At 65.8% G+C, this 19,097-nt stretch carries 25 protein-coding genes; 8 read left to right on the plus strand and 17 right to left on the minus strand.

Translation table 11 applies throughout. The annotated features are described in order from the left end of the window. Nucleotides 1-95: 95 nt before the first annotated feature. Nucleotides 96-1,241: a hypothetical protein gene (locus AC1DOM_RS11345; protein ID WP_498963319.1), complete on the plus strand. Its 1,146-nt coding sequence runs from the start codon at nucleotides 96-98 to the stop codon at nucleotides 1,239-1,241. A gap of 3 nt (nucleotides 1,242-1,244) precedes the next feature. Here AC1DOM_RS11345 and AC1DOM_RS11350 read toward each other — a convergent pair whose 3' ends face one another. Beyond that, nucleotides 1,245-1,961 (minus strand): SOS response-associated peptidase, encoded by a 717-nt coding sequence (locus AC1DOM_RS11350; protein ID WP_498963321.1) that lies wholly within the window; start codon nucleotides 1,959-1,961, stop codon nucleotides 1,245-1,247. A 153-nt stretch (nucleotides 1,962-2,114) separates the two neighbouring features. On the opposite strand from AC1DOM_RS11350, the gene AC1DOM_RS11355 reads away from it, so the two are divergent. The 3 genes from AC1DOM_RS11355 to AC1DOM_RS11365 all read left to right on the plus strand — a co-directional run bounded on the left by AC1DOM_RS11355 (nucleotide 2,115) and on the right by AC1DOM_RS11365 (nucleotide 3,239). Next, entirely contained in the window at nucleotides 2,115-2,513 is a 399-nt protein-coding gene (locus AC1DOM_RS11355; protein ID WP_498963323.1) for a hypothetical protein, read from the plus strand. A 72-nt stretch (nucleotides 2,514-2,585) separates the two neighbouring features. Beyond that, complete coding sequence (locus AC1DOM_RS11360) at nucleotides 2,586-2,843, plus strand: TFIIB-type zinc ribbon-containing protein (RefSeq protein ID WP_498963325.1); 258 nt, start codon at nucleotides 2,586-2,588, stop codon at nucleotides 2,841-2,843. Nucleotides 2,844-2,867: 24 nt separating this feature from the next. After that, complete coding sequence (locus AC1DOM_RS11365; protein WP_498963327.1) at nucleotides 2,868-3,239, plus strand: VOC family protein; 372 nt, start codon at nucleotides 2,868-2,870, stop codon at nucleotides 3,237-3,239. A gap of 5 nt (nucleotides 3,240-3,244) precedes the next feature. Here AC1DOM_RS11365 and AC1DOM_RS11370 read toward each other — a convergent pair whose 3' ends face one another. The 16 genes from AC1DOM_RS11370 to AC1DOM_RS11445 all read right to left on the minus strand — a co-directional run bounded on the left by AC1DOM_RS11370 (nucleotide 3,245) and on the right by AC1DOM_RS11445 (nucleotide 16,092). After that, nucleotides 3,245-3,511 (minus strand): hypothetical protein, encoded by a 267-nt coding sequence (locus tag AC1DOM_RS11370; RefSeq protein WP_498963329.1) that lies wholly within the window; start codon nucleotides 3,509-3,511, stop codon nucleotides 3,245-3,247. Between the two features lie 11 nt (nucleotides 3,512-3,522). Continuing rightward, nucleotides 3,523-3,867 (minus strand): hypothetical protein, encoded by a 345-nt coding sequence (locus tag AC1DOM_RS11375; RefSeq protein ID WP_498963331.1) that lies wholly within the window; start codon nucleotides 3,865-3,867, stop codon nucleotides 3,523-3,525. A 130-nt stretch (nucleotides 3,868-3,997) separates the two neighbouring features. Further along, nucleotides 3,998-4,495: a hypothetical protein gene (locus AC1DOM_RS11380; RefSeq protein ID WP_498963333.1), complete on the minus strand. Its 498-nt coding sequence runs from the start codon at nucleotides 4,493-4,495 to the stop codon at nucleotides 3,998-4,000. Nucleotides 4,496-4,698: 203 nt separating this feature from the next. Further along, a complete protein-coding gene (locus tag AC1DOM_RS11385) occupies nucleotides 4,699-4,956 on the minus strand; it encodes a hypothetical protein (protein WP_498963335.1) in 258 nt (85 codons plus the stop codon). Nucleotides 4,957-4,985: 29 nt separating this feature from the next. Then, a complete protein-coding gene (locus tag AC1DOM_RS11390) occupies nucleotides 4,986-5,204 on the minus strand; it encodes a hypothetical protein (RefSeq protein ID WP_498963337.1) in 219 nt (72 codons plus the stop codon). Between the two features lie 61 nt (nucleotides 5,205-5,265). After that, a complete protein-coding gene (locus AC1DOM_RS11395) occupies nucleotides 5,266-6,315 on the minus strand; it encodes a serine hydrolase domain-containing protein (protein WP_498963339.1) in 1,050 nt (349 codons plus the stop codon). 29 nt (nucleotides 6,316-6,344) lie between these two features. After that, the gene (locus tag AC1DOM_RS11400; RefSeq protein WP_498963341.1) at nucleotides 6,345-7,193 is read right to left on the minus strand and encodes an AraC family transcriptional regulator; all 849 of its coding nucleotides are present in this window, start codon (nucleotides 7,191-7,193) and stop codon (nucleotides 6,345-6,347) included. Nucleotides 7,194-7,227: 34 nt separating this feature from the next. After that, on the minus strand, nucleotides 7,228-8,235 hold the full coding sequence (locus tag AC1DOM_RS11405; protein ID WP_498963343.1) for a bestrophin family protein: 1,008 nt from the start codon (nucleotides 8,233-8,235) through the stop codon (nucleotides 7,228-7,230). Nucleotides 8,236-8,267: 32 nt separating this feature from the next. Next, the gene (locus AC1DOM_RS11410; protein WP_498963345.1) at nucleotides 8,268-10,661 is read right to left on the minus strand and encodes a fimbria/pilus outer membrane usher protein; all 2,394 of its coding nucleotides are present in this window, start codon (nucleotides 10,659-10,661) and stop codon (nucleotides 8,268-8,270) included. After that, on the minus strand, nucleotides 10,658-11,380 hold the full coding sequence (locus AC1DOM_RS11415) for a fimbria/pilus chaperone family protein (RefSeq protein ID WP_498963347.1): 723 nt from the start codon (nucleotides 11,378-11,380) through the stop codon (nucleotides 10,658-10,660). The genes AC1DOM_RS11410 and AC1DOM_RS11415 overlap by 4 nt, the downstream gene beginning before the upstream one ends. Before the next feature lie 91 nt (nucleotides 11,381-11,471). After that, nucleotides 11,472-12,125, minus strand: coding sequence for a DUF1120 domain-containing protein (locus tag AC1DOM_RS11420; protein WP_498963349.1), 654 nt, complete (start codon nucleotides 12,123-12,125; stop codon nucleotides 11,472-11,474). A 91-nt stretch (nucleotides 12,126-12,216) separates the two neighbouring features. Then, the gene (locus AC1DOM_RS11425) at nucleotides 12,217-13,509 is read right to left on the minus strand and encodes a cytochrome b (RefSeq protein WP_498963351.1); all 1,293 of its coding nucleotides are present in this window, start codon (nucleotides 13,507-13,509) and stop codon (nucleotides 12,217-12,219) included. Then, the gene (locus AC1DOM_RS11430; RefSeq protein ID WP_498963353.1) at nucleotides 13,506-14,018 is read right to left on the minus strand and encodes an OsmC family protein; all 513 of its coding nucleotides are present in this window, start codon (nucleotides 14,016-14,018) and stop codon (nucleotides 13,506-13,508) included. The genes AC1DOM_RS11425 and AC1DOM_RS11430 overlap by 4 nt, the downstream gene beginning before the upstream one ends. Beyond that, nucleotides 14,015-14,788 carry an SDR family oxidoreductase gene (locus tag AC1DOM_RS11435; protein WP_498963355.1) on the minus strand — a complete coding sequence of 258 codons (774 nt, stop codon included), beginning with the start codon at nucleotides 14,786-14,788 and terminating at the stop codon, nucleotides 14,015-14,017. The genes AC1DOM_RS11430 and AC1DOM_RS11435 overlap by 4 nt, the downstream gene beginning before the upstream one ends. A 33-nt stretch (nucleotides 14,789-14,821) precedes the next feature. After that, the gene (locus AC1DOM_RS11440; protein WP_498963357.1) at nucleotides 14,822-15,859 is read right to left on the minus strand and encodes a LysR family transcriptional regulator; all 1,038 of its coding nucleotides are present in this window, start codon (nucleotides 15,857-15,859) and stop codon (nucleotides 14,822-14,824) included. Continuing rightward, complete coding sequence (locus AC1DOM_RS11445) at nucleotides 15,856-16,092, minus strand: sigma factor-like helix-turn-helix DNA-binding protein (protein ID WP_498963359.1); 237 nt, start codon at nucleotides 16,090-16,092, stop codon at nucleotides 15,856-15,858. Before AC1DOM_RS11445 ends, AC1DOM_RS11440 begins: the two co-directional genes overlap by 4 nt. A gap of 140 nt (nucleotides 16,093-16,232) precedes the next feature. Between AC1DOM_RS11445 and AC1DOM_RS11450 the strand changes: the two genes are divergently transcribed. The 4 genes from AC1DOM_RS11450 (at nucleotide 16,233) to AC1DOM_RS11465 (ending at nucleotide 19,049) form a co-directional block, all read left to right on the plus strand. After that, nucleotides 16,233-16,712, plus strand: a complete 480-nt coding sequence (locus tag AC1DOM_RS11450; RefSeq protein WP_498963361.1) for a carboxymuconolactone decarboxylase family protein — start codon at nucleotides 16,233-16,235, stop codon at nucleotides 16,710-16,712. A gap of 13 nt (nucleotides 16,713-16,725) precedes the next feature. Continuing rightward, a complete protein-coding gene (locus AC1DOM_RS11455; protein WP_498963363.1) occupies nucleotides 16,726-17,148 on the plus strand; it encodes a cupin domain-containing protein in 423 nt (140 codons plus the stop codon). A gap of 60 nt (nucleotides 17,149-17,208) precedes the next feature. Next, entirely contained in the window at nucleotides 17,209-18,099 is an 891-nt protein-coding gene (locus AC1DOM_RS11460) for an RNA polymerase sigma-70 factor (protein ID WP_498963365.1), read from the plus strand. A 128-nt stretch (nucleotides 18,100-18,227) separates the two neighbouring features. Next, a complete protein-coding gene (locus AC1DOM_RS11465) occupies nucleotides 18,228-19,049 on the plus strand; it encodes an alpha/beta fold hydrolase (RefSeq protein ID WP_498963367.1) in 822 nt (273 codons plus the stop codon). The last annotated feature ends 48 nt before the right edge of the window (nucleotides 19,050-19,097 follow it).

The following is a 19,097-nucleotide window of genomic DNA, read 5'->3' on the forward strand; positions in this document are numbered from 1 at the left end:
ACCTGAACGCGACAAAGGCTTCACGCGAATTCTCAGAATCGATTCAGCGCTACGGCCGCCAACTGCACACAGTTCCACCAACCCACAGGTGTGCCATGCGTTTCGAACGGAATGTCATCCTCGCAGGCGCCATCGGCCTGGTCCTCGCCGGTGGCCTGGTCGCGCCCGACGCGTCGGCGCGCCAGAACGACAAGCAGCACCAGGATGCGGAGAAGGAGAAGGAAAAGGCCAAGCATCCGCCGCAGAAGGCGCATCAGGACGCGCAGAAGCACAACGACGATGCACGCCGCCAGGCCGAGCAGCGCCAGAAGGCGCAGCAGCATCAGCAGGCGGAACAGCGCCAGGCGCAGCAGCGCGAGCAAGCGCAGCATCAGCGCGAACAGGCGCAGCATCGCGAGGCCGAACGTCGCCAGGCCGACGCACGTCGCGACGCCGAGCATCGCCAGGCGCAACAGCGCAATGAAGCCCTGCATCGCCAGGCCGAAGCTCGCAACGAGGCGCAACGTCGCCAGGCCGAAGCGCGCCGCGACGCGCAGCATCGCGCCGACCTCGAGCACCAGGCCGATCGCCGACAAGCGCAGCAACGCAACGCCGCCCACCAGCGCCAGGTCACCGAAGCGCAGCGCCAGCGCATGATCCAGATGCAGCGCCAGCGCGAGGTCGACTATCGCAACTACATGGCCGCGCGTCGCGTCGCCGAACAGAACCGCATCGCCGCGCTCCAGGCGCAGCGTCGCTCGCAGCAGTACGCCTACCAGCAGTGGTACTGGCAGCAGCAGCTCGCGCAGCAGCGACGCCTCGCCGAGCAGAACTATGCGCGCGATGCGTATTGGAACGCGCCGGTGTCCTATCGCTATGTTCGCGATGGCCGCTATTACGACGCCAACCGCTACCAGGCCGACCTGCTGCAACAGGCCGTGCGCGAGGGCTACCAGATGGGCGTGCGCGCCGGCATGGCCGACCGCCGCGACGGCTGGCGCAGCGACTGGCGCAACAACTTCGCCTACCAGGATGCGAGCTACGGTTACAACGGCTATTACGTCGACCGCAGCGAGTACAACCACTACTTCCGCGAAGGCTTCCAGCGCGGTTACCAGGATTCCTACGGCAACGACTATCGCTACGGGACCTATTACGGCAACGGCGACAATTACGACTACGGCAACAACAACGGCAACGACAACATCGCGGTCATCCTGACCAGCGTGCTGCAGTCGATCCTCGGCTTGCAGCAGTACTGACGCTCAGTCGTCTTCGTCTTCGAAGACGTCGTCGAAGCCCACGGTGGCGACTGCATCCTCCTGCGGATCCACGGGATCCAGGAGGGTGTAGTCGTCTTCTTCGCGCGAGCGGATGCGGCGCGACACCGGATAAGCCTCCAGCGCCGGCTGCGGCATGCGCGCGAGGAAACGCTGGGGAAACCATGGCCCTTCGATCCAGTCGGCGATCTTCGCCGCTTCGACGAACACCGGGCCATCGGGCACGAGCGGCGGCGGAATCGCCGCATTGCCCGCGGTGAGCACCGCGAAGGAATACACGTGCGGTTCTTCGCGATGCCAGTGATCCCACAAGCCCGCCGCGAACAACACCTGCCCCGCTTGCGACTGGATGAAATACGGCTGCGCCGGCGACACGCTGCGATCCCACTTGTAGTATCCGTTCAAGGGCACGATGCAGCGCCGCTGCTCCCATGGGCGCTTGAAGATGCGGCTGCGCGGCGCGCGATCCAGGCGCGCGGTGACCGTCGTGTACTTCGTTTCCGGCAGCTTCGACCAACTCGGGATCAGGCCCCAATCGAAGTCTTCGACGACGAGCCCGTCGCCGCGATCGAGCAACACCGCCGCGGGTTTGCGCACCGCGATGTTGAAACGGTCGGGGCACGCGGCAAGCGCCGACACCAGCGCGGCGGGCAAGCCGCGCGGGAAACTTTCTTCGGAAAAGGACTGCACGAATCGGCGCATGCGACCGATCCTCCGCCGTCGCATGTCTTCGCAGGGTGGCGCGGCAAGCTCTGCAGTAAAACTGCAAACACGCATTCACGTGGGGACAACGTGGCGCGGCGCTGAATCTCCCACCCCGCAGCACGTTCCTGCACGCCACCCCCGGAGCGTCGCATGGTCGTCCGTCGTGTCATCACCGGATTGTTGTTCGCGAGCGCGGCCTGCGCGCCCGCGTTGGCCGGCAACGGTGCGCTCAATGTCGGCGCCAACGTCGTATCGCACCGGCCCGCGGTGCAGGCGCAAGCCGACTTTCCCCTGCCCGCCCGCAGCCAACGGCTGACCTCCAACGCCTTCGGCGGCAGCTGGTTCGTCCCCGCCGCCATGGAAACGACGGCGGCGTTCTATCGCAACGCCATGGTGCAGCGCGGCTATCGCGTCCTGACCGACGACGCCCGCGCCGATGCCGTGCACCTGCACTGGGAACGCGGCGGCGAACGCGTCGAGATCCGCCTGCAGCCCGTCCTCGGCGACGACGCCGCGACGCGTCTGATCTTCAGCGCGAACGCCGGCTGATCCAGAAACGTCCGTCACCGAATCCCCGGCAGACCGGCTAACGTCGAGCCTCCCCCGACACAGGCGCTGCGCATGCGTTGTCCCCACTGCCCCGACGCGACTTTGCTGATGACCGACCGCCAAGGCATCGAGATCGACTACTGCCCGCAATGCCGCGGCGTGTGGCTCGATCGCGGCGAGCTCGACAAGCTTCTCCAGCGCGCCTCCAGCACCGTTGCAGCACCCGCACCGCAAACGCCGCAGCCCGCGTATGCGCCGCACCCGCACCACCCGCACGCCCAGCCCTACTACAAGAAAAAGAAGCACTGGCTGAGCGAGATCTTCGACTGATCCATCCCACAACAGGAGTGCGACATGGCCAATCCGGTCGGCTGGTTCGAGATTTACGTCCAGGATCTTCCTCGCGCGAAAGCCTTCTACGAAGGCGTGTTCGGACGGAAGCTCGAGAAACTCAACGCGGGCGACGAAGGCGAAATGTGGGCCTTCCCCATGCAACAGGACGCGCAGGGCGCGGCCGGCGCGCTCGTCCGCATGCCGAGCGTTCCTTCCGGCGGCATGGGCACGCTGGTGTATTTCATGTGCGAGGACTGTGCGGTGGAAGCCAAGCGCCTGGTGGAACGCGGCGGAAAACTCCACAAGGAGAAGTTCTCCATCGGCGAGTACGGCTTCATCGCCCTGGGCTTCGACACCGAAGGCAACATGATCGGCCTGCACTCGATGAAGTGAGCCGGCTACCGGAACCGCACCGCCGGCCGCAAGGAGTCTCCGCAGGCGCAGGGCCCGTCGACGCAATACCGCACCGCGCCCTGCAAGGCCGCCAGGCAGCCGGCTTCGTCGATCGCGGTCGCGGCGATCTCCACTTCGCCCGCGGGGTCGCGCAGCCAGATGATGTCGCGCAGGAGGTCGGGCCGCAGCACCACGCGCCCCACGCGCGCGCTATGCCCCCGGCGCAAGGCCCAACACACCTGCGCGACATCGACCGCTTCGACGCCACACACGGCCGTATCCCTCAGTTCGACCGCGCGGCGACGGCGTCGAACACCTCCGACGCGAGCGCCTGCCGCGCGAGGCACACCAGCAAGGTGCGCGCGCGCGTGGATGCATCCACCTCGCGCTCGTCCAGGTCGCGCGCCGCGAACCGCGCCATCTCGCGCAACCATTCCGAGGTCTGCGATTCGATCAGGCGCTCGATCCACCCGGGCCCGCCGTGATCGAGCAAGGTCGCAACGACTCCTGCCGCCGCGGCGAGCGCTTCCTCCGACGAACGACCCGTCAGCAGGAAGACGGCGCGCAGGCTCTTGAGCGCGTTGTCGCTGGCGCGGACGAAATCGGGGCGGTCATCGACGTCTTGCATGGCACGGGCCTTCCATCGGGGGTGATGGAAAGGTGCGCCTGCAACGCGCCCGCGTCAGTCGTCCCTTGGGGCAACCGGGCGCAAGCCGAATGAAGTTGACTGGGTAGGACGAATCCTAGGGGGCGGTGGACTAGGTGCCCTTGCAGGCTTCTCGCACCATTTCGTCGAGCCGTTGGAGCAAATCGTATGTCCGCGCGAGACCGACCATGCGCAATGTGTTCTCCCGATGCACCTTCGCGGCTTCACATTGCGCGCGCGCCTGGTCGTAGTTCGCGGAGGATGTGAACGTCGAACGCGTCTGGCCGTTTTCCGCCAGTTGCGACATCACGCGCGCCTGCCGTACAGCATCAAGTTGCTTCGCTCGCGCAGCCTCCACATCGCCCCAAGTGTCCGGCCGCGCCGCATACGCCCCACGCGTCGCCTCATCGGCCGCGCACTGGAAACTCTGGTAGGCAATCGCGCCCCCGGTCCCGACGCACTTGTAGACCATCGGCGTCGAGTCGGCGGGGAACATTTCATCGGTGGGCATTTCAGTAGATGGCGCAACTTGTGTCACGAGCGGCGTCCGCTCCGAATGCCCCGCCGTCTCTGCGCCGCGCGCCAACATGCCGCGCACGAACAGGAACACGAGTGCACCAAGCACCGCGAGCAACCACCAATGCAACGCGCTCGAACGCGACGAGCCGCGCTGCGGCCGCGCATCAGGGCGCACCGAAAACTTCAGATCGGCTGGATCTTCCACACATTTCCCCAACGGGCGTCCCCTTCGCCCGTACGGGACGCTACGTCAACGCGTGGCCGAATTCAAATCGCGATTCAACGAAGGCGCGACTACCGCCCACCATACGCAAGTCCATCCATCATCTCCGCGAACCGCGTCCAATCGATGCGCTTGCGCAGATGCCGGTTCGCGCCGCGCCAGTAGATCGACCCGCGGCCGACTTCGAGCTCGCCGAGTTTTTCGCGGCGCACGAATACCTCCAGGCGCAACGCCGACTTCGCCTTGACCAATTCCACGTTGGTCAATTCGGCGCGCACTTCGTGCTTGCGTGCAGCAACGGTCTTGGTCGTGCGTTTGCGGATGGCCATGGCGCTCCCTCCTCGTGGGCGCCGCGATCCTACTCCCCGGCGCGCGAAGGCCCCACGCACAGGGCGCAGTGGCGCCCGCGACGCGTGTTCTCGATGCGGCCCAGCGTGTAGATCCACGCACTGATCCCGCCCCAGACCAGGGCTTCGCTCACCGCGTAATGCAGTGGGCGATCGCGCAGGACGTGGGACAGGAAGATCAGCGGCGCGGTGACGGCAAAGGCGGCGAGCAACCAGCGGAGCCAGGGCATGTCGGGTATTCCGGTCAGGAGTCGATGACAGGGACGCCCGCCCGCGCCGGATGTGACCGCCCTACTTCAGCGCCGGCAACAGCTTCTCGGTGAACAGCTTGAAGGTCAGCAGGTGCGGCTGGCGTTCGTTGTAGTTGGTCGTCGTGATGACCACGACCGCCTGTTTGTCGGGCACGAGGAACAGCGTATTGCCGCCCGTTCCGGCCATCGCCGGATAGGTGTGGACCTGGTTGCCGACCGGCACCTTCATCAGCCACCAGAGGTAACCGTAGTCCGCCTCCTCGCGCGCGCTGGCTTGCGCGCTCAGCGACGCCTGGACCCACGCCGCCGGGACGACCTGCTTGCCGTTCGCGCGCCCACCGTCGAGGTACAGCTGCCCGATTCTCCACAGGTCACGCGTGCGCAAGCCGAGGCCGCCGCCCGCCTGCGCCAGGCCGAGCGGCGAGAACTGCCACTGTGGCGCTTCGATTCCGATTGGCGTGAACAGGCGCCGCTGCGCGTAATCCTGCAACGGCTCGCCGACGGCGGTCTGTATGGCTTCGCCCAGCGTCGTCACGCCCGCGGTGCAATAGCGGAAGCTGCGCCCATGCGGCGCATCCTTCGGTTTGGGCATCCACGCCGGAAAGCCCTGCACCGGCAGGTCCGCCCAGAACTGCACCCAATCCTCGACGAGGTACATGCGTTCTTCGTTGCCGCGCGAGAATTGGTTTTCGTCGTCGCACTCGACGAGCGCGGACATCGTCAGCAGATCTTCGACGGTGATCGCTTCCTTGCGCGGATCAGGATTCTGCATGTGTTGCCTGCGCGCGGGCGGCAGCAAGTCGAACACGCGCGCGTCCTTGCCGCGAATCTTGCCGTCTTCGATCGCCAATCCTGCGAGGATGCCCGCGACCGTCTTCGTCGCCGAACGCGTGTTGCGCCGCGCCTGCGCGCCGCCTTCGTCGAAATAATGTTCGTAGACGATCTTCCCATCCTGCGCCACGAGCACGCTCGTGATCGCCTTGAAGTCGCCGTTCTCCACGGCGCGGGTGGCGGGCGCGAAGGCGTCCTGCGCCTGCGCGGCCAACGGAAACAACGCGCACATCGCAACCATCAAGGGCCAACGCGACATCGACGATCTCCTCCAAGGAAGATCGCAGGCTAGCACCGCCGAATCAGCCGTTCTTGTATCCGCGCAACCTCGCCGCGCCCCAACGCCAAGCGCCGGAAGGCCCCAGGCGTCATGCCGAACTCGGCGACGAAACACCGATGCAGGTGGCTCTGGTCGACGAACCCGAGCGCCGATGCCGCCTCCACCACCGGGCGTCCGCGCGCGATCGCGGACAAGGCGCGATGCAGGCGTCGCTGCCGGATCCAGTCGCTCGGCGCCTGCCCGAAGCGCCGGCGGAACATGCGCGCGAGATACACCGGGTGCAGGTCCACGAGGGCCGCCAGTTCGCGGATCGACGGCGGCGCGGCAAGCGCATCGTCCAGGCGTTCGACCACGCGATCGAGCACCGCATCGGCGCGCGTGCTCGCACGTTGCGCTTGTCGATCCGCGAGCAGCTCGCCGAGAATCGATTCGACCGCCAACGGAGAAGTCGCCTCCCATTGCCACAATTCCGGCAGCAGGCGCATCGCACGAGCGAGTGCCTGGCGATCGAGACGCACGGGAGCGTCAGGCGTTTCGATTCCCTGCGAAAACCGCTGCCACGCATCGAGCGGCATCGTCAGCGTGAGAAACAAACCGTCGAGCGACTTGAAGCGATCCCGATGCTCGGTCCCCGGCGGATTGAAGATCAGCGCAGGCTCCACGCACACCGCCGGCATCCCGCGCGCATCGCTTGCGTAGGGGCCGGCGAGCAACAGCACCAGGTGCATGTCGTCGTGCTGGTGGTGATGGATGTCGTGCTCGGGAATCGTCGGCCGCAACTGCGCGAGCGCAATGTCGGCCGTCGCCTGCTGGCGGACGCAGTGGCCCAGGACGCCGAGGGAAATGGGGGATGGCATGGCGGCTCGTGTTTTAGCACGCCCGGGCGACGATCTACATCGCGATTCCGCCTTCCAGCTTCGAAGGCGCCGGCAATGCGATCTCGCCGAGCATCTGGCGCAGGTCGAGTTCGACCTCCTCGCAGATCCTGGTGATCGGCACGTCGTTCGCGCCGCCTTCGAAGGGGTTCTCGGTGCTCGCGCCCACCTCGTCGAGGGACACGTACATCCACGAGATGATCAGGCTGAGCGGAATCGCCAACCATACCGCGTACTGGCCGGCCCAACCGCCGATGGTGGTGCCGAGCCGCGCCAGCTCGCTGATCATCCCGAAGGGCAGCAACACGGCCAGGATCTTGACGAAGATCGAATGGATGAACGCGAATTGCCGCGGATACGGGTAGTTCTTGATGCGCTCCACCTTGCCCTGCAACTCGCCGAATTCGCGCGTCGCGCGTTGCACCTCGGCGAATGCATTCGCGGGAATCACGCCCGCGTCCAGCAATCGCTTCGCATCGGCGCCCTGCATCGCCAACACCTGCCACGGCGGGTTGCGCGCTTCGAGCACCAGCGCGGCTTCCTCCGGCGACACGAAGCGCGAGAGTTCGAACGTCAGCGACTGCGCGTGCTCCGGCACGGTGTAGTACTTCTGCCATTCGATGAAGTTCGCCTTGTCGTGCTGCTCCCACGGCTTGTGCTTGCGCAGTTCGTGGCGCAGCGCGGCGAGCCATGCCAGGTGGCGATTGATGAGCGCCCTGGCGGCGTCCGCGTCGGGCACCAGGTCGCGGCAACTCGCACCGAAGGTGCGGCTGCTGCTGGCGATCGAGGCCCACAACAACTGTGCATCCTGCATGCGGCCGTAGGTCTGCAGGTTCTTGAACCCCGCCGACAGCGCCACCGTGGTGCCGAGCAGGAAGACGATCGCGAAGGGAATCTGCAGGAAGCGCAGCCCCGCCACTTCGTACAGCAACACGGGCACCGTGCTGACGATGAGCAGCACGTAGATGCTGCGCCGCGTCCACAGCAGGAACTCGGACACCGTGTAGGAGCGTTCGATCAGCATGGCGACCTCACCCGATGCACCCGTCGCGCATTTTACGCACTCTCCGCCGGACCCGGGCGGCACAGGGCCTTCGCCGTTTCGTAGTAGTCCTCGAGGTTCGGCTTGTCGGGCAGCTGGAACTCGAGTGTGCAGACGCCGTCGTCGGCGGTGTGCACTTCGAATGCATCGCCCGTCGGGTCCTTGGTGAGGAAGATCTCGCCGCCGTCGGTGACGACCGTGACCAGTCGCTTCTTGCTGTCGAGCACGGAGGCACCCGCCGGCGCGGGCCTGCCGTCGGGCAACGTGGCCTGCAGCAACACACGGCGCGCCTTTTCGACCGCGAACGGCAGGTACTGCACCGAACCGCGGCCGGCTTCGACTTCCTGGCGGCCGTTTTCCACCGTGATGTTGCGCGGCAGGGTCTTCGGCACGAGGTCGATCGCGCTCACTCGATACGCATTGAGTTGCGGCACCACCGCATGACCGCGCCAGTCGGTCCACACCGGCCCGGCAGGCGTGCTGACCTTGACGCCGGCCACGTCCCCCACCGACACGATGGCGAAACTGTCCTTGATCGCGTACGGCGAGAGCGTCACGCCGCCGCCGTGCAGCGCGACGCCACCGCGCAGACCGTAGTTGCCCGAACTGTCGCCGTGGGTGCCTTGCGAGTAACCCATGTCCAACTGCGTGTAACGCGGGAGCATCGAGACGTCGGCGCGCGCGTTGGTCTGTTCGTATCGCGTGTTGTGCTCGGCCGACAGGCGATATCGCAGCGTCTCGCTGACGCGATCGTCGACACTCATCGTGTAGCGCTCGTCGTTGCCGCGGCGGTTCATCGTGGTGGTCATGGTGCGGCTCGGTGATCCCAATGGGATGCGGACGTTGATGTAGAAGGCGTTGTCGTCGGTCGATGCCGCGTCGTGGTCGAGACTCCACTCGGCGTTCGCCGAGATCGAAACGCGGCCGAATTGCTTGCCCCACGACGCGGTGAGGCGCCGATGGTCGATGTCCCGGAAATCCTTCGTCTGCGTGTACGCCAGGCCCATCGCGCCCCGGCCCAGGCCGGACCAGCTCGCACCGAGGGAGTACGTCGACTCGCTGCGATCGGCCGGAGGCACGGTGGGGTCGACCGTCGTGTCGAGCAGGTCGCGGTAGTGCTTCGAGCGTTCGAGGATCGACGCATTGAGACTGAAGCGATCGGCCAGTCGTTGCTGGAGGGACAGATTCAACTGCCCACCCGACACGCCTTCATTGCTTGCATGCGTGAGGATCGTCTGTCCGTTGAGCGTGGTGGCCTTGCGCAGACGCGCGAATACGCCCAGGCCCAGCGCACCGTAGCCCTCGCCCAACAGCGCGCCACCGGACACGGTGCCCGCCTTCTTCATCGCCCACGTGCCGCTGCCGCTGATCACCCAGGGTTTCGCATCGCCACCACCATGGGTGTCGCGCACTTCGCCGACGGTGAGCGAATACCCGGTCGGGATCGCCGTCGCGGTGGACGCGAGCGACGCGGCGGGCACGGAGAACTGGCGCTCCGAATTGTCGGCCTCGGTCACCGTGACCTGCAGCGTCGAGAGGTTGTCGAGCAGCGGCAGGTTCGTCAGGGAGAACGGACCAGGCTGCACGATCGTCGAATAGACCAGCATTCCCGATTGGCGCACGTCCACGCGCGCGTTGGTCTGCGCGATGCCATCGACGCTACCCGGCGCGCCCACCGATAGATGCGTTTCCGGCAGCAACTGCACGCCGGTGACCAGAACGCCCGGAAGCGCGGCGTTTTCCATCGTGACGTCGCCGATCTGCAGCAGCGAGCGCGCATCGACCAGCGTGCGCTGTGCATACGCGTGGCGTCGTTCGAAAGCGCCGGTACCGTTGGCGTCGGTGTAGGACTGCGCGCTGCGCACCATCCAGTCGCCGGTATTCAACCCGACCTCGGTATTCGCGACGAGGTTGTCGCTGGTGCCCCCTCCGAAATCGGAACGACTGCCGAAGACTTCGTAGTTCAACAACGCGCCGGTGCCGCCGCGTGCGAAGGGAATGACGGCGCGTTTGTCCGGAATCAGCGCGTCCTGCGGAACGACCAGGCCGATTTCGCCGATTCCTGGCCGCAAGTCGACCTGCGCGGTCGGATGCGCGTCCTTCAGACGCATGCATCCGGCTTGCGCATTGCCTTGCGCAAACGGCTTGAGACCGGCGGCTTCGACCACCGTTGCATCCAGGCACAGGTTGCCCTTCGAATCGAAATTCGCGACGGTCTTCTTGCGCTTGACGCCGTTCACGACCAGCGAAACCTGGTGGTCGCCGGGCGTGAAGCGTTGCGCCTGCTTGAGGTAGTCGGCGAGCCCGGGATCGAAGCCGCGCTGCTTCAGCAGTTCGGTGTCGAAGTTCGCGACCGCGGCGTCGGCACCTCCGTCGGCCGCGAGGGCAAGGATCGAAGCTGCGATCACTTCAGCGGCGCGTCGTAGTCGTCGGTGATGTAGCCGTAGACGGTGGCGGGCTGGATGCGCACCTTGTCGGCGGCGGCAGAAGATGCGGCGTCTTTGAGCGACATTTTCAGCTGTTCGCCCGGAAGGACATAGGCGCGCGGCAGTGTGCCGATCGCATTGCCGGGAAGCAGGCGTACTTCCTGGCCCATGCGCACGACATAGGGGCTGTCGTTGCGCACCGTCAGTTCATCGCCCGTGCGCGACCAGGCCAGCAGCGTCCAGGGATCGCTCCGCTTCGGAAGCCCCGCGGGATTGATAAGCACCGGCAGGTTCTGGCGCACGCCGATGCCGATGCGCATCTGGCCGGGTTTGCTGTCGTCGCGATCCGGCACGCCTTCCAGCAACACACGCTTGAGGCGCTGTGTCTTCAGCGGCTCCTTCGTCTGCAGGATGAAACGCACCATCTGGGTCTTGCCCGCTTCCACGCGCGTCACCATCGGTTCGACGCGGAGCAGCTTGTCCTTGTCTTCGGGCGTGTCCTGCAAGGTCACCAGCAGGAGCGAAGCGCGCTTGTCGCTGTTGGTGACGATGAGACTGGCTTCGCGGTCGGCCTCATCGACGATGACGACCGAGGTTTGCGGCACCATGCCATCGGCGCGGGCCGAATCGATTGCGAAGGCACACGCGATGACGAGCACGGTGGTCAGTCCCACCAGGCAAGTACGGGAAAGTGACGGCACGGGGCGAATCCTCGGAAAGACACCAGCGCTCCCCTGTCGACCCGGGGACGCAAAGGCAGCGGCCCGTAGGCCGGGCCGCTGCAAAAACGCGTTACAGGTAGATGATTTCCAGGGTCGCGCTGCCGTCGACCGGCGCATCCGTCGTGAGTGCCAATGCGGGGAGGGTGTCGATCCCCGGTTCGACCTGGAGGTCGAAAGAGGCGGTCGTGACCGCCACCGGGCGGGCGCTCGGCACGCCGAATGCGCGATAGCGCGCAGTGGTGACGTCGTTGTTCTTCCGCCAGTACGCGGAAGGGGTGAGGGGGATCCACGTGACCAGGTCGTAACTCTCGACCACCGACGAGGGGGCGCCATCGACCATCGGGTTGGCCATCACGAGATGGAATCCGCCGATCGGTTTGCCGGCCGTGGTCAAGCCCATGCCGTACGCCATGGGCGTGGCGCCGAAGTCGGGGCCCAACGTCGCGGCCCGATTGTCCGTGGCGGTCAGCGCAATGACGGTCGGCCCCGTGCAAACCACATGCGTCGGGACGGTCACTCTCGGCCTGAGGGTCGGGCCCGAACTGGACAGCGCACTGGTGGGAATCTGTCCGATATCCGCGACCCCGCCATTGCCCAGCGTGATCGTGCACGCGCCGGGCACGAGCGTGCCGCTGATGGCGATATCGGCCGTGCTCTGGGCCATGGCCACCGGGGCGGCGACAGCGAGCAACGCCGCAGCCAGGAAGTTGCTACGCAGCTTCATGAGTAAGCTCCAAGAAGGGAAGGACGGCGGCGACGATACCGTCCCATCCACTCTCGTCCGGCCCGAAAAGGCTGGATCGCCTGAAGACAATTCAGACGGAGGCCACGCGCACCGGCACGGGCTTGGTTCGCTCGATTCCGAACGCGGTGTACGCCCACAGGAAAACGAAGAACCCGAAGTACGCGGCGACCAGCACGCGCCCCAGGCCGTTCTCGACGGCAGCGACATTCGCGCCCTGCCCCATCACCGCCGCGATCGCCGGCGTGGCCGCACCCGCACCGATCGCACCGAGCAACACGAACGCCACTGCGAACATCCCCAGCGCGACCTTGTACCCAAGCCCGCGATACCGGATCGACCGCACCTTCCCGCGATCCAGCCACGGCATCGCGAACAGCGCACCGATCGCGCCGAACATCACCACGACGCCGAGCAGCTTGTGCGGGATCACCCGCAACATCGCGTAGAACGGTGTGAAGTACCACACCGGCTTGATGTGTTCGGGCGTGACCAGGCGATTGGCCTGCGCGAAGTTGTCGTGCTCGAGGAACCAGCCGCCGAAGGTCGGCACGAAGAAGATCACGAAGGCCGCGAAGACCAGGAACACGCTGGTGATCATCAGGTCTTCGAACGAGTAATACGGATGGAACGGAATGCCGTCGAGCGGGTTGCCGTCGGGGCCCGGCGTGTCGCCGATCTCCACGCCCTCGGGATTGTTCGATCCGACTTCGTGCAGCGCCAGGATATGCATCACCACCAACAGCAACAGCACCAGTGGCAAGGCGATGACATGCAGCGCGAAGAACCGGTTGAGTGTCGCGTCGCCCGGCAGGTAGTCGCCCATGATCCATTCGGTCAGTCCGTGGCCCACCACGGGAATGGCGCCGAACAAGGAGATGATCACCTTCGCCCCCCAGAACGACATCTGGCCCCAGGGCAGCACGTAACCGACGAAGGCCTCGGCCATGAGCACGAGGTACACCACCATCCCGAGGATCCACACCAGCTCACGCGGCTTCTTGTACGAGCCGTACAGCAGTCCGCGGAACATGTGCAGGTAGACCACGATGAAGAACAGCGACGCGCCCGTGGAGTGCATGTAGCGGATCAGCCAACCCCACTCCACGTCGCGCATGATGTGCTCGACCGAATCGAACGCGCCCGCCGCCGAGGGCGTGTAATGCATCGGCAGGAAGATGCCCGTCAGCAATTGATTGACGAGCACCACGCCCGACAGCACGCCGAAGTAGTACCAGAGGTTGAGGTTTTTCGGCGCGTAATAGTCGGTCGTGTGCGCCGCGGTGAAGGACAACAGCGGGAGGCGTTCCTCGATCCAGGCGAGCACGCGGTTGTTCGGGCGGATCTTCCTGTAATGCAAACTCATGGCGACACCTGGGGTTCGGGTGCCAGGACCACGGTGTGTTCGATGCCCTGGCGGAACATCTTTGCGTAGGGGCAGAAGCGCTCGGCCTGCCGCACGAGTTCGGCGGCCAGGCCGCGCTCGACGCCTGGAAGATGCGCGCGCAGCTCCGCCGACAACAGGAACAGGCCGTCGATCGGGTCGCGCGCGAAGGTCACAGACGCTTCCACGCTCGCCTCGTGCACCACCAGGCCGCAGCGCGTGGCGAGCAGGCTCATCACGCCGTGGAAGCAGGCCGCGTAGCCCGCGGCGAGCAACTCCTCGGGATTGCTGCCACCGCCCTCCCCGCCCAGTTCGACGGGCAGCCGCAGGTGCGCGAGCAATGCGCCGTCGCCGGTATGCACCACCCCCGACGCACGCCCATGCTCGGCCTCGCCACCGGTGACGACCACGCGCCCCGTGTACAACGGCTGCGCTTCATTACCGAAGAACTTTTCCAGCAGTTGCGTCGACGGGGGCGTGGGCCGGGTCATGCGTTGGCCGAGGGATTCCGCTTGCCGTAGTCGGATTGGGCGAACCAACGGTCGAAATCGAGCGCACCCTGCCACGCCTGTCCCGCGGGCACGAGCGTTTCGTCGGTCAGCTCGCCGCCGAAGTACAGCGCGTGCGGATCGGCGATGACGTCGCGCGAATCCTTCACGCGATCCATGAAGCGATGCGCCAGCTCCGACAGCGGTGCGCGTTCCGGGCCGGCGATGTCGAGGCTCGCATTCGCCGGTGGCTGCAAGGCCGTGCGCGCGACGGCATCGGCGACATCGTCCGCCGCGATCGGCTGCACGAGCGCCGACGGCAGGCGCACGCTGTCGCCTTCGGTCGCCGACTGGATGATGCCCGGCAGGAAGTCGAAGAACTGCGTGGAATGGACGATGGAGTACGGAATGCCCGATGCGCGGATCAATCCTTCCTGCGCATCCTTCGCGCGGAAGTAACCATTGGCGCGCGTGCTGGTGCCGACGACCGAGAGCGCAACGTGATGCGCGACGCCTGCGCGCTTCTCGGCGGCCAGGATGTTCTTCCCGGCCGTCTCGAAGAACGACGTCGCGGAAGCTTCATCGAATGCCGGCGAATTCGACAGATCGACGACGACGTTCGCCCCTTGCATCGCGGCCTCCAGGCCGTTGCCGGTGAGAATGTCGACGCCCGTCTGCGGCGAGGCTGCGATCACCTCGTGCCCCTGGTCGCGCAAGCGTTGCACGACCTTGCTGCCGATGCGTCCGGTGCCGCCGATGACGAGGATTTTCATGTGCGCACTCCGTGTGGTTCACAAAAGCCGATGCTAGGAATCGTTGGCGCTGGCGAGTAGCCCCGCGATCGGCGCCAGCGTGTTGCTTTCCGCGCACCAATCGCGCGGCAGCGTGTCGAGGTCGATCCGCCGGATCTCCGTCGTCATGAAGTCGATGAACGCGCGCACGCGCTTGGGCAACTGATCGCGGCTGAGATAGCAGAGGTAATGACCGCGATCGTCGGGTGCGAACTGGCGCAGGCAGCTCACCAGGCGGCCGTCGTGCAAGGCATCGCACGCCTGGTAAGCCGGCAGCTGGGCCAGGCCATCGCCGCGCAACACCGCTTCGAGCGACAGCTCGGCATCGTTGAAGGTCAGCGCGCCGTGCGGCGCGGCGCACGTGGCCTTGCCTTCCACCTTGAACCACCACGGCTGCAGGCGACCATTGGCCGCACGCTGGTTGATGCAGGGATGTTGCGCGAGATCGTCGATCGTCTCGGGCAAGCCGCGGCGCGCGGCGTACTCCGAAGAGGCGCACACCACCAGTTGCATCGGGATCAACTGTTTGGCGATCACCTGGCTGTCTTCGAGCGCGCCTTCGCGAAACGCGACGTCGATGCGATCGTTGACCAGGTCCTGGGGCCGCTCGTCCAGCACGAGTTCGACTTCGACCTCCGGATACAGCGCGCGAAACCGCGACAGCAACGGTGCAACGACCTTGCGACCGAAGCCGCACGTCGCCGCCACCCGCAGTTGCCCTCGCGGCGCGCCTTCGCGCAAATCGCGCATTTCCGCCATGGCCAGGAGGATGCGCTCCACGCCGGGACGGCAGCCGTCGTAGAAGCGTTCGCCTTCGGCGGTCAGCGAAGTCGAACGCGTGGTGCGCGAGAACAAGCGCGCACCCAACTGCCCTTCCAGTTTCTGCACGCTGCGGCTCACCGCCGACCGGCCGATGCCGAGCCGGTCGGCCGCGCGCGCAAAACTGCCTTCGGTCGCCACCGCGAGGAAAGCCACCACGCCTGCATAACTCGTCGACAGGCTGTGGGTGAGCAGATCGTGCGCCGGGTCGTGCGCCTGCAACAAAGGACTCATGGGGTCTCACCTTTCGAATCGGTTTCCGCGCGCGCAAATGCACGCACGACGCGTCGCGCCTCCGCCAGGTGCCGTGCGCAGTCGTCCCTGTGCACGCCGGTCAGGCGTTCGACTTCCGTATCGCTCGCATCGAACACCGCGTGCAGCAGGAACACCACGCGCGTCACCGGCGGCAATTGCGCCAGCACAGCGAGGAATTCGGACCACACGCGTGCTGAGGGAGGCTGGTCCATGCCGGGAAGACGATTGGGCGCACGCACCTGTGACAGGCGATTGATGCAACGTACGCAACAGCCCGTATCCGGACGAACGGCTACCGCGCGCGCCGTGCCGGGCCTAGATTGCATCCCATCTTCACGATGGAACCATCGCCATGTCCCTGCGCCTCGATTACAACGCCATCTCGCCGGAGCTGACCAAGAAGTTCGCCGAAGTCAGCCTGCTCGCCCACAAGGGCGCGATCGAAACGGCGATCATCGACCTCATCAATATCCGCGCCTCGCAGATCAACGGCTGCGCGTTCTGCGTCGACATGCACAGCAAGGAAGCGACCATCCACGGCGAACGGCCGCTGCGGCTGTACCACATCGCGGTGTGGCGCGAATCGCCGCTGTTCTCCCCGCGCGAGCGCGCCGCGCTGGAGTGGACCGAAGCCCTCACCACGCTGCCGCCGCACGGCGTGCCGCAGGCGACCTTCGACGCGGTGCGCGAGCACCTGACGGAGAAAGAATTGGCCGACCTGACCTACTGCATCGTGACGATCAACGCATGGAACCGCATCAGCGTCGGTTTCACCGCCGTGCCCGGATCGATGGACAAGGCCTACGGTTTGACGCGCGCCAACCTGTCCTGATCGGAGAGCCACCATGCGCACCCGCACCCTCGTCTCCCTGCTGCTGACGGCCGGCCTGGGGATCGGCGTCGTGTCCGCATCGCAATCGGCAAGTAACGGCGCGCCGCCCGGGCCCAAGGTCACGCCGCTCATGACTCAGCCGTTGCCCGACGCGCCCGGCAAGGAAGCGCTGATGCTGCTCGTCGAATATCCGCCGGGCGCCGTCGAACACAAGCATCGCCACGACGCGCACGCTTTCGTCTACGTGCTCGAAGGCAACATCGTGCTGGGCGTGCAAGGCCAGCCCGAAGTCCCGCTGGGGCCGGGCCAGACCTTCCACGAGGGCCCGAACGACATCCACACCGTCGGGCGCAACGCCAGCCAGGACAAGCCGGCGAAGTTCGTCGTGACCCTGATCAAGGACAAAGGCAAGCCGGCGCTCATTCCCGTGGAATGAGGGCGCGCCGGCCCGGCGCCGCGGATGTCACAATGCGTCTTTCCAGATCGTCGATTCGAAATGGAAGACGCCACCGAACTATTCGGCCAACTGCGGCCGCGCCTGGTGGGCGCGGCCTATCGCATGCTCGGCTCTTCGGCGGAAGCCGAAGACATCGTGCAGGACGTCTGGCTGCGCTGGCACGAAGCCGACAAGGCTGCAATCGACAACCCCGAAGCCTGGCTGATCGCCGCCACGACGCGCCGCGCCATCGACCGCCTGCGCGCGGCGCACGTGCAACGCGAACAATACGTCGGCATGTGGTTGCCCGAGCCGGTCCTCACCGACGGCCCCGCTACGCCCGAACAGGTGAACGAGATCTCCCACGACCTGTCGATCGCCTTCCTCACCGTGCTCGAACGCCTCGCGCCCGACGCGCGCGCCGCGTTCCTGCTGCATGAAGTCTTCGAGGCCGACTACGCGGACATCGCGAAAACCCTCGGCAAGACCGAAGCGGCGACGCGCCAGATCGTGCATCGCGCCAAGCGGCAACTGGCCGAAGACCGCAAGCGTTACCTGGTGACCGACCAGGCCCACCAGAGCCTGATGCGCCGCTTCGCCGATGCGCTCTCGCGCGGCGACTTCACCGGCTTGAAGGACATGATGTCCGAATCGGCGGTGCTCGTCGGCGACGGCGGCGGCTTCGTCAACAGTTTCCCGAAGCCGCTGGTCGGCGGCGAGCGCGTCGCGCGGCTGTTGTTCGCGCCGACCTTGCGCCGCGCCGAAAACGGCCTGCGCATCGAGCTTGCGGAAATCAACGGCACCATCGGCGTGCTGCGCTACCTGGATGGCGAACTGGAGTCGGCGCAATCCTTCGTCAGCGACGGCGAACGCATCCAGCGCGTCTACGTGCAGCGCAATCCGCAGAAGCTCGCCCGCATCCGCGCGCACCATTCCCTGCAGGTCGCCTGAGTTTCACTCATCCGTTTCATTGATGCGCTGTGCGCAATGCATTGCATCACGCGCAAAGGCTACCGATGGTCACCCCGCGGGATTACGTTACCGGTGTCGCCCCACGCGACTAACCCGAGGAAACGCACATGTCCCATGTCACCACCCAGGACGGCACCCAGATCTTCTACAAGGACTGGGGCCAGGGCCAACCCATCGTCTTCCACCACGGCTGGCCTCTGTCGGGCGACGACTGGGACGCGCAGATGCAGTTCTTCCTGCTGCAGGGTTACCGCGTCATCGCGCACGACCGCCGCGGGCACGGTCGCTCGACGCAGACTTCCGGTGGCCACGAGATGGACACCTACGCCGCCGACGTCGCCGCGCTGGTGCAGAAACTCGACCTGCGCGATGCGATCCACGTCGGGCATTCGACCGGTGGTGGCGAAGCGGTGCATTACGTGGCGAAGCACGGCAAGGATCGCGTGGCCAAGCTCGCCATCCTCGGCGCGGTGCCGCCGATCATGGTGAAGTCGGACAAGAATCCGGGCGGGACGCCGATCGAGGTGTTCGATGGGTTCCGCAAGGATCTGGCCGCGAATCGCGCGGAGTTGTACTGGAACGTGCCGATTCCTTTCTACAGCTTCAATCGCGAGGGCACGCCGATCATCGAATCGGTCCGCCAGAATTGGTGGCGGCAGTCGATGATGGGTGCGACGAACGCGCATTACGAGTGCATCAAGGCGTTCTCGGAAACGGATTTCACCGAGGATCTCAAGAGCATCACGGTGCCGACGTTGGTGATGCACGGGGACGACGATCAGATCGTGCCGATCGCGGATTCTGCGCTGTTGTCCAGCAAGTTGCTGAAGAACGGGACGCTGAAGGTTTACAAGGGGTTCCCGCACGGGATGGCGACGACGCATGCGGACGTGATCAACAAGGATCTGCTGGCGTTTTTCAAGAGCTGACTTTGGCTGGCCCCTCTCTCGTGTTGCGGGAGAGGGGTTTGTAGTAAG

It is taken from the genome of Lysobacter sp. P5_B12 (assembly GCF_056400425.1).

What these genes read in the sequence shown, in the direction of transcription:
- AC1DOM_RS11345 (WP_498963319.1), top strand. Translation starts at nt 96, where the DNA reads ATGCGTTTCGAACGGAATGTCATCCTCGCAGGCGCCATCGGCCTGGTC.
- AC1DOM_RS11350 (WP_498963321.1), bottom strand. Translation starts at nt 1,961, where the DNA reads ATGCGCCGATTCGTGCAGTCCTTTTCCGAAGAAAGTTTCCCGCGCGGC.
- AC1DOM_RS11365 (WP_498963327.1), top strand. Translation starts at nt 2,868, where the DNA reads ATGGCCAATCCGGTCGGCTGGTTCGAGATTTACGTCCAGGATCTTCCT.
- AC1DOM_RS11375 (WP_498963331.1), bottom strand. Translation starts at nt 3,867, where the DNA reads ATGCAAGACGTCGATGACCGCCCCGATTTCGTCCGCGCCAGCGACAAC.
- AC1DOM_RS11450 (WP_498963361.1), top strand. Translation starts at nt 16,233, where the DNA reads ATGTCCCTGCGCCTCGATTACAACGCCATCTCGCCGGAGCTGACCAAG.
- AC1DOM_RS11455 (WP_498963363.1), top strand. Translation starts at nt 16,726, where the DNA reads ATGCGCACCCGCACCCTCGTCTCCCTGCTGCTGACGGCCGGCCTGGGG.
- AC1DOM_RS11430 (WP_498963353.1), bottom strand. Translation starts at nt 14,018, where the DNA reads ATGACCCGGCCCACGCCCCCGTCGACGCAACTGCTGGAAAAGTTCTTC.
- AC1DOM_RS11425 (WP_498963351.1), bottom strand. Translation starts at nt 13,509, where the DNA reads ATGAGTTTGCATTACAGGAAGATCCGCCCGAACAACCGCGTGCTCGCC.
- AC1DOM_RS11465 (WP_498963367.1), top strand. Translation starts at nt 18,228, where the DNA reads ATGTCCCATGTCACCACCCAGGACGGCACCCAGATCTTCTACAAGGAC.
- AC1DOM_RS11390 (WP_498963337.1), bottom strand. Translation starts at nt 5,204, where the DNA reads ATGCCCTGGCTCCGCTGGTTGCTCGCCGCCTTTGCCGTCACCGCGCCG.
- AC1DOM_RS11435 (WP_498963355.1), bottom strand. Translation starts at nt 14,788, where the DNA reads ATGAAAATCCTCGTCATCGGCGGCACCGGACGCATCGGCAGCAAGGTC.
- AC1DOM_RS11440 (WP_498963357.1), bottom strand. Translation starts at nt 15,859, where the DNA reads ATGAGTCCTTTGTTGCAGGCGCACGACCCGGCGCACGATCTGCTCACC.
- AC1DOM_RS11460 (WP_498963365.1), top strand. Translation starts at nt 17,209, where the DNA reads ATGGAAGACGCCACCGAACTATTCGGCCAACTGCGGCCGCGCCTGGTG.
- AC1DOM_RS11445 (WP_498963359.1), bottom strand. Translation starts at nt 16,092, where the DNA reads ATGGACCAGCCTCCCTCAGCACGCGTGTGGTCCGAATTCCTCGCTGTG.
- AC1DOM_RS11420 (WP_498963349.1), bottom strand. Translation starts at nt 12,125, where the DNA reads ATGAAGCTGCGTAGCAACTTCCTGGCTGCGGCGTTGCTCGCTGTCGCC.
- AC1DOM_RS11395 (WP_498963339.1), bottom strand. Translation starts at nt 6,315, where the DNA reads ATGTCGCGTTGGCCCTTGATGGTTGCGATGTGCGCGTTGTTTCCGTTG.
- AC1DOM_RS11405 (WP_498963343.1), bottom strand. Translation starts at nt 8,235, where the DNA reads ATGCTGATCGAACGCTCCTACACGGTGTCCGAGTTCCTGCTGTGGACG.
- AC1DOM_RS11360 (WP_498963325.1), top strand. Translation starts at nt 2,586, where the DNA reads ATGCGTTGTCCCCACTGCCCCGACGCGACTTTGCTGATGACCGACCGC.
- AC1DOM_RS11355 (WP_498963323.1), top strand. Translation starts at nt 2,115, where the DNA reads ATGGTCGTCCGTCGTGTCATCACCGGATTGTTGTTCGCGAGCGCGGCC.
- AC1DOM_RS11400 (WP_498963341.1), bottom strand. Translation starts at nt 7,193, where the DNA reads ATGCCATCCCCCATTTCCCTCGGCGTCCTGGGCCACTGCGTCCGCCAG.
- AC1DOM_RS11385 (WP_498963335.1), bottom strand. Translation starts at nt 4,956, where the DNA reads ATGGCCATCCGCAAACGCACGACCAAGACCGTTGCTGCACGCAAGCAC.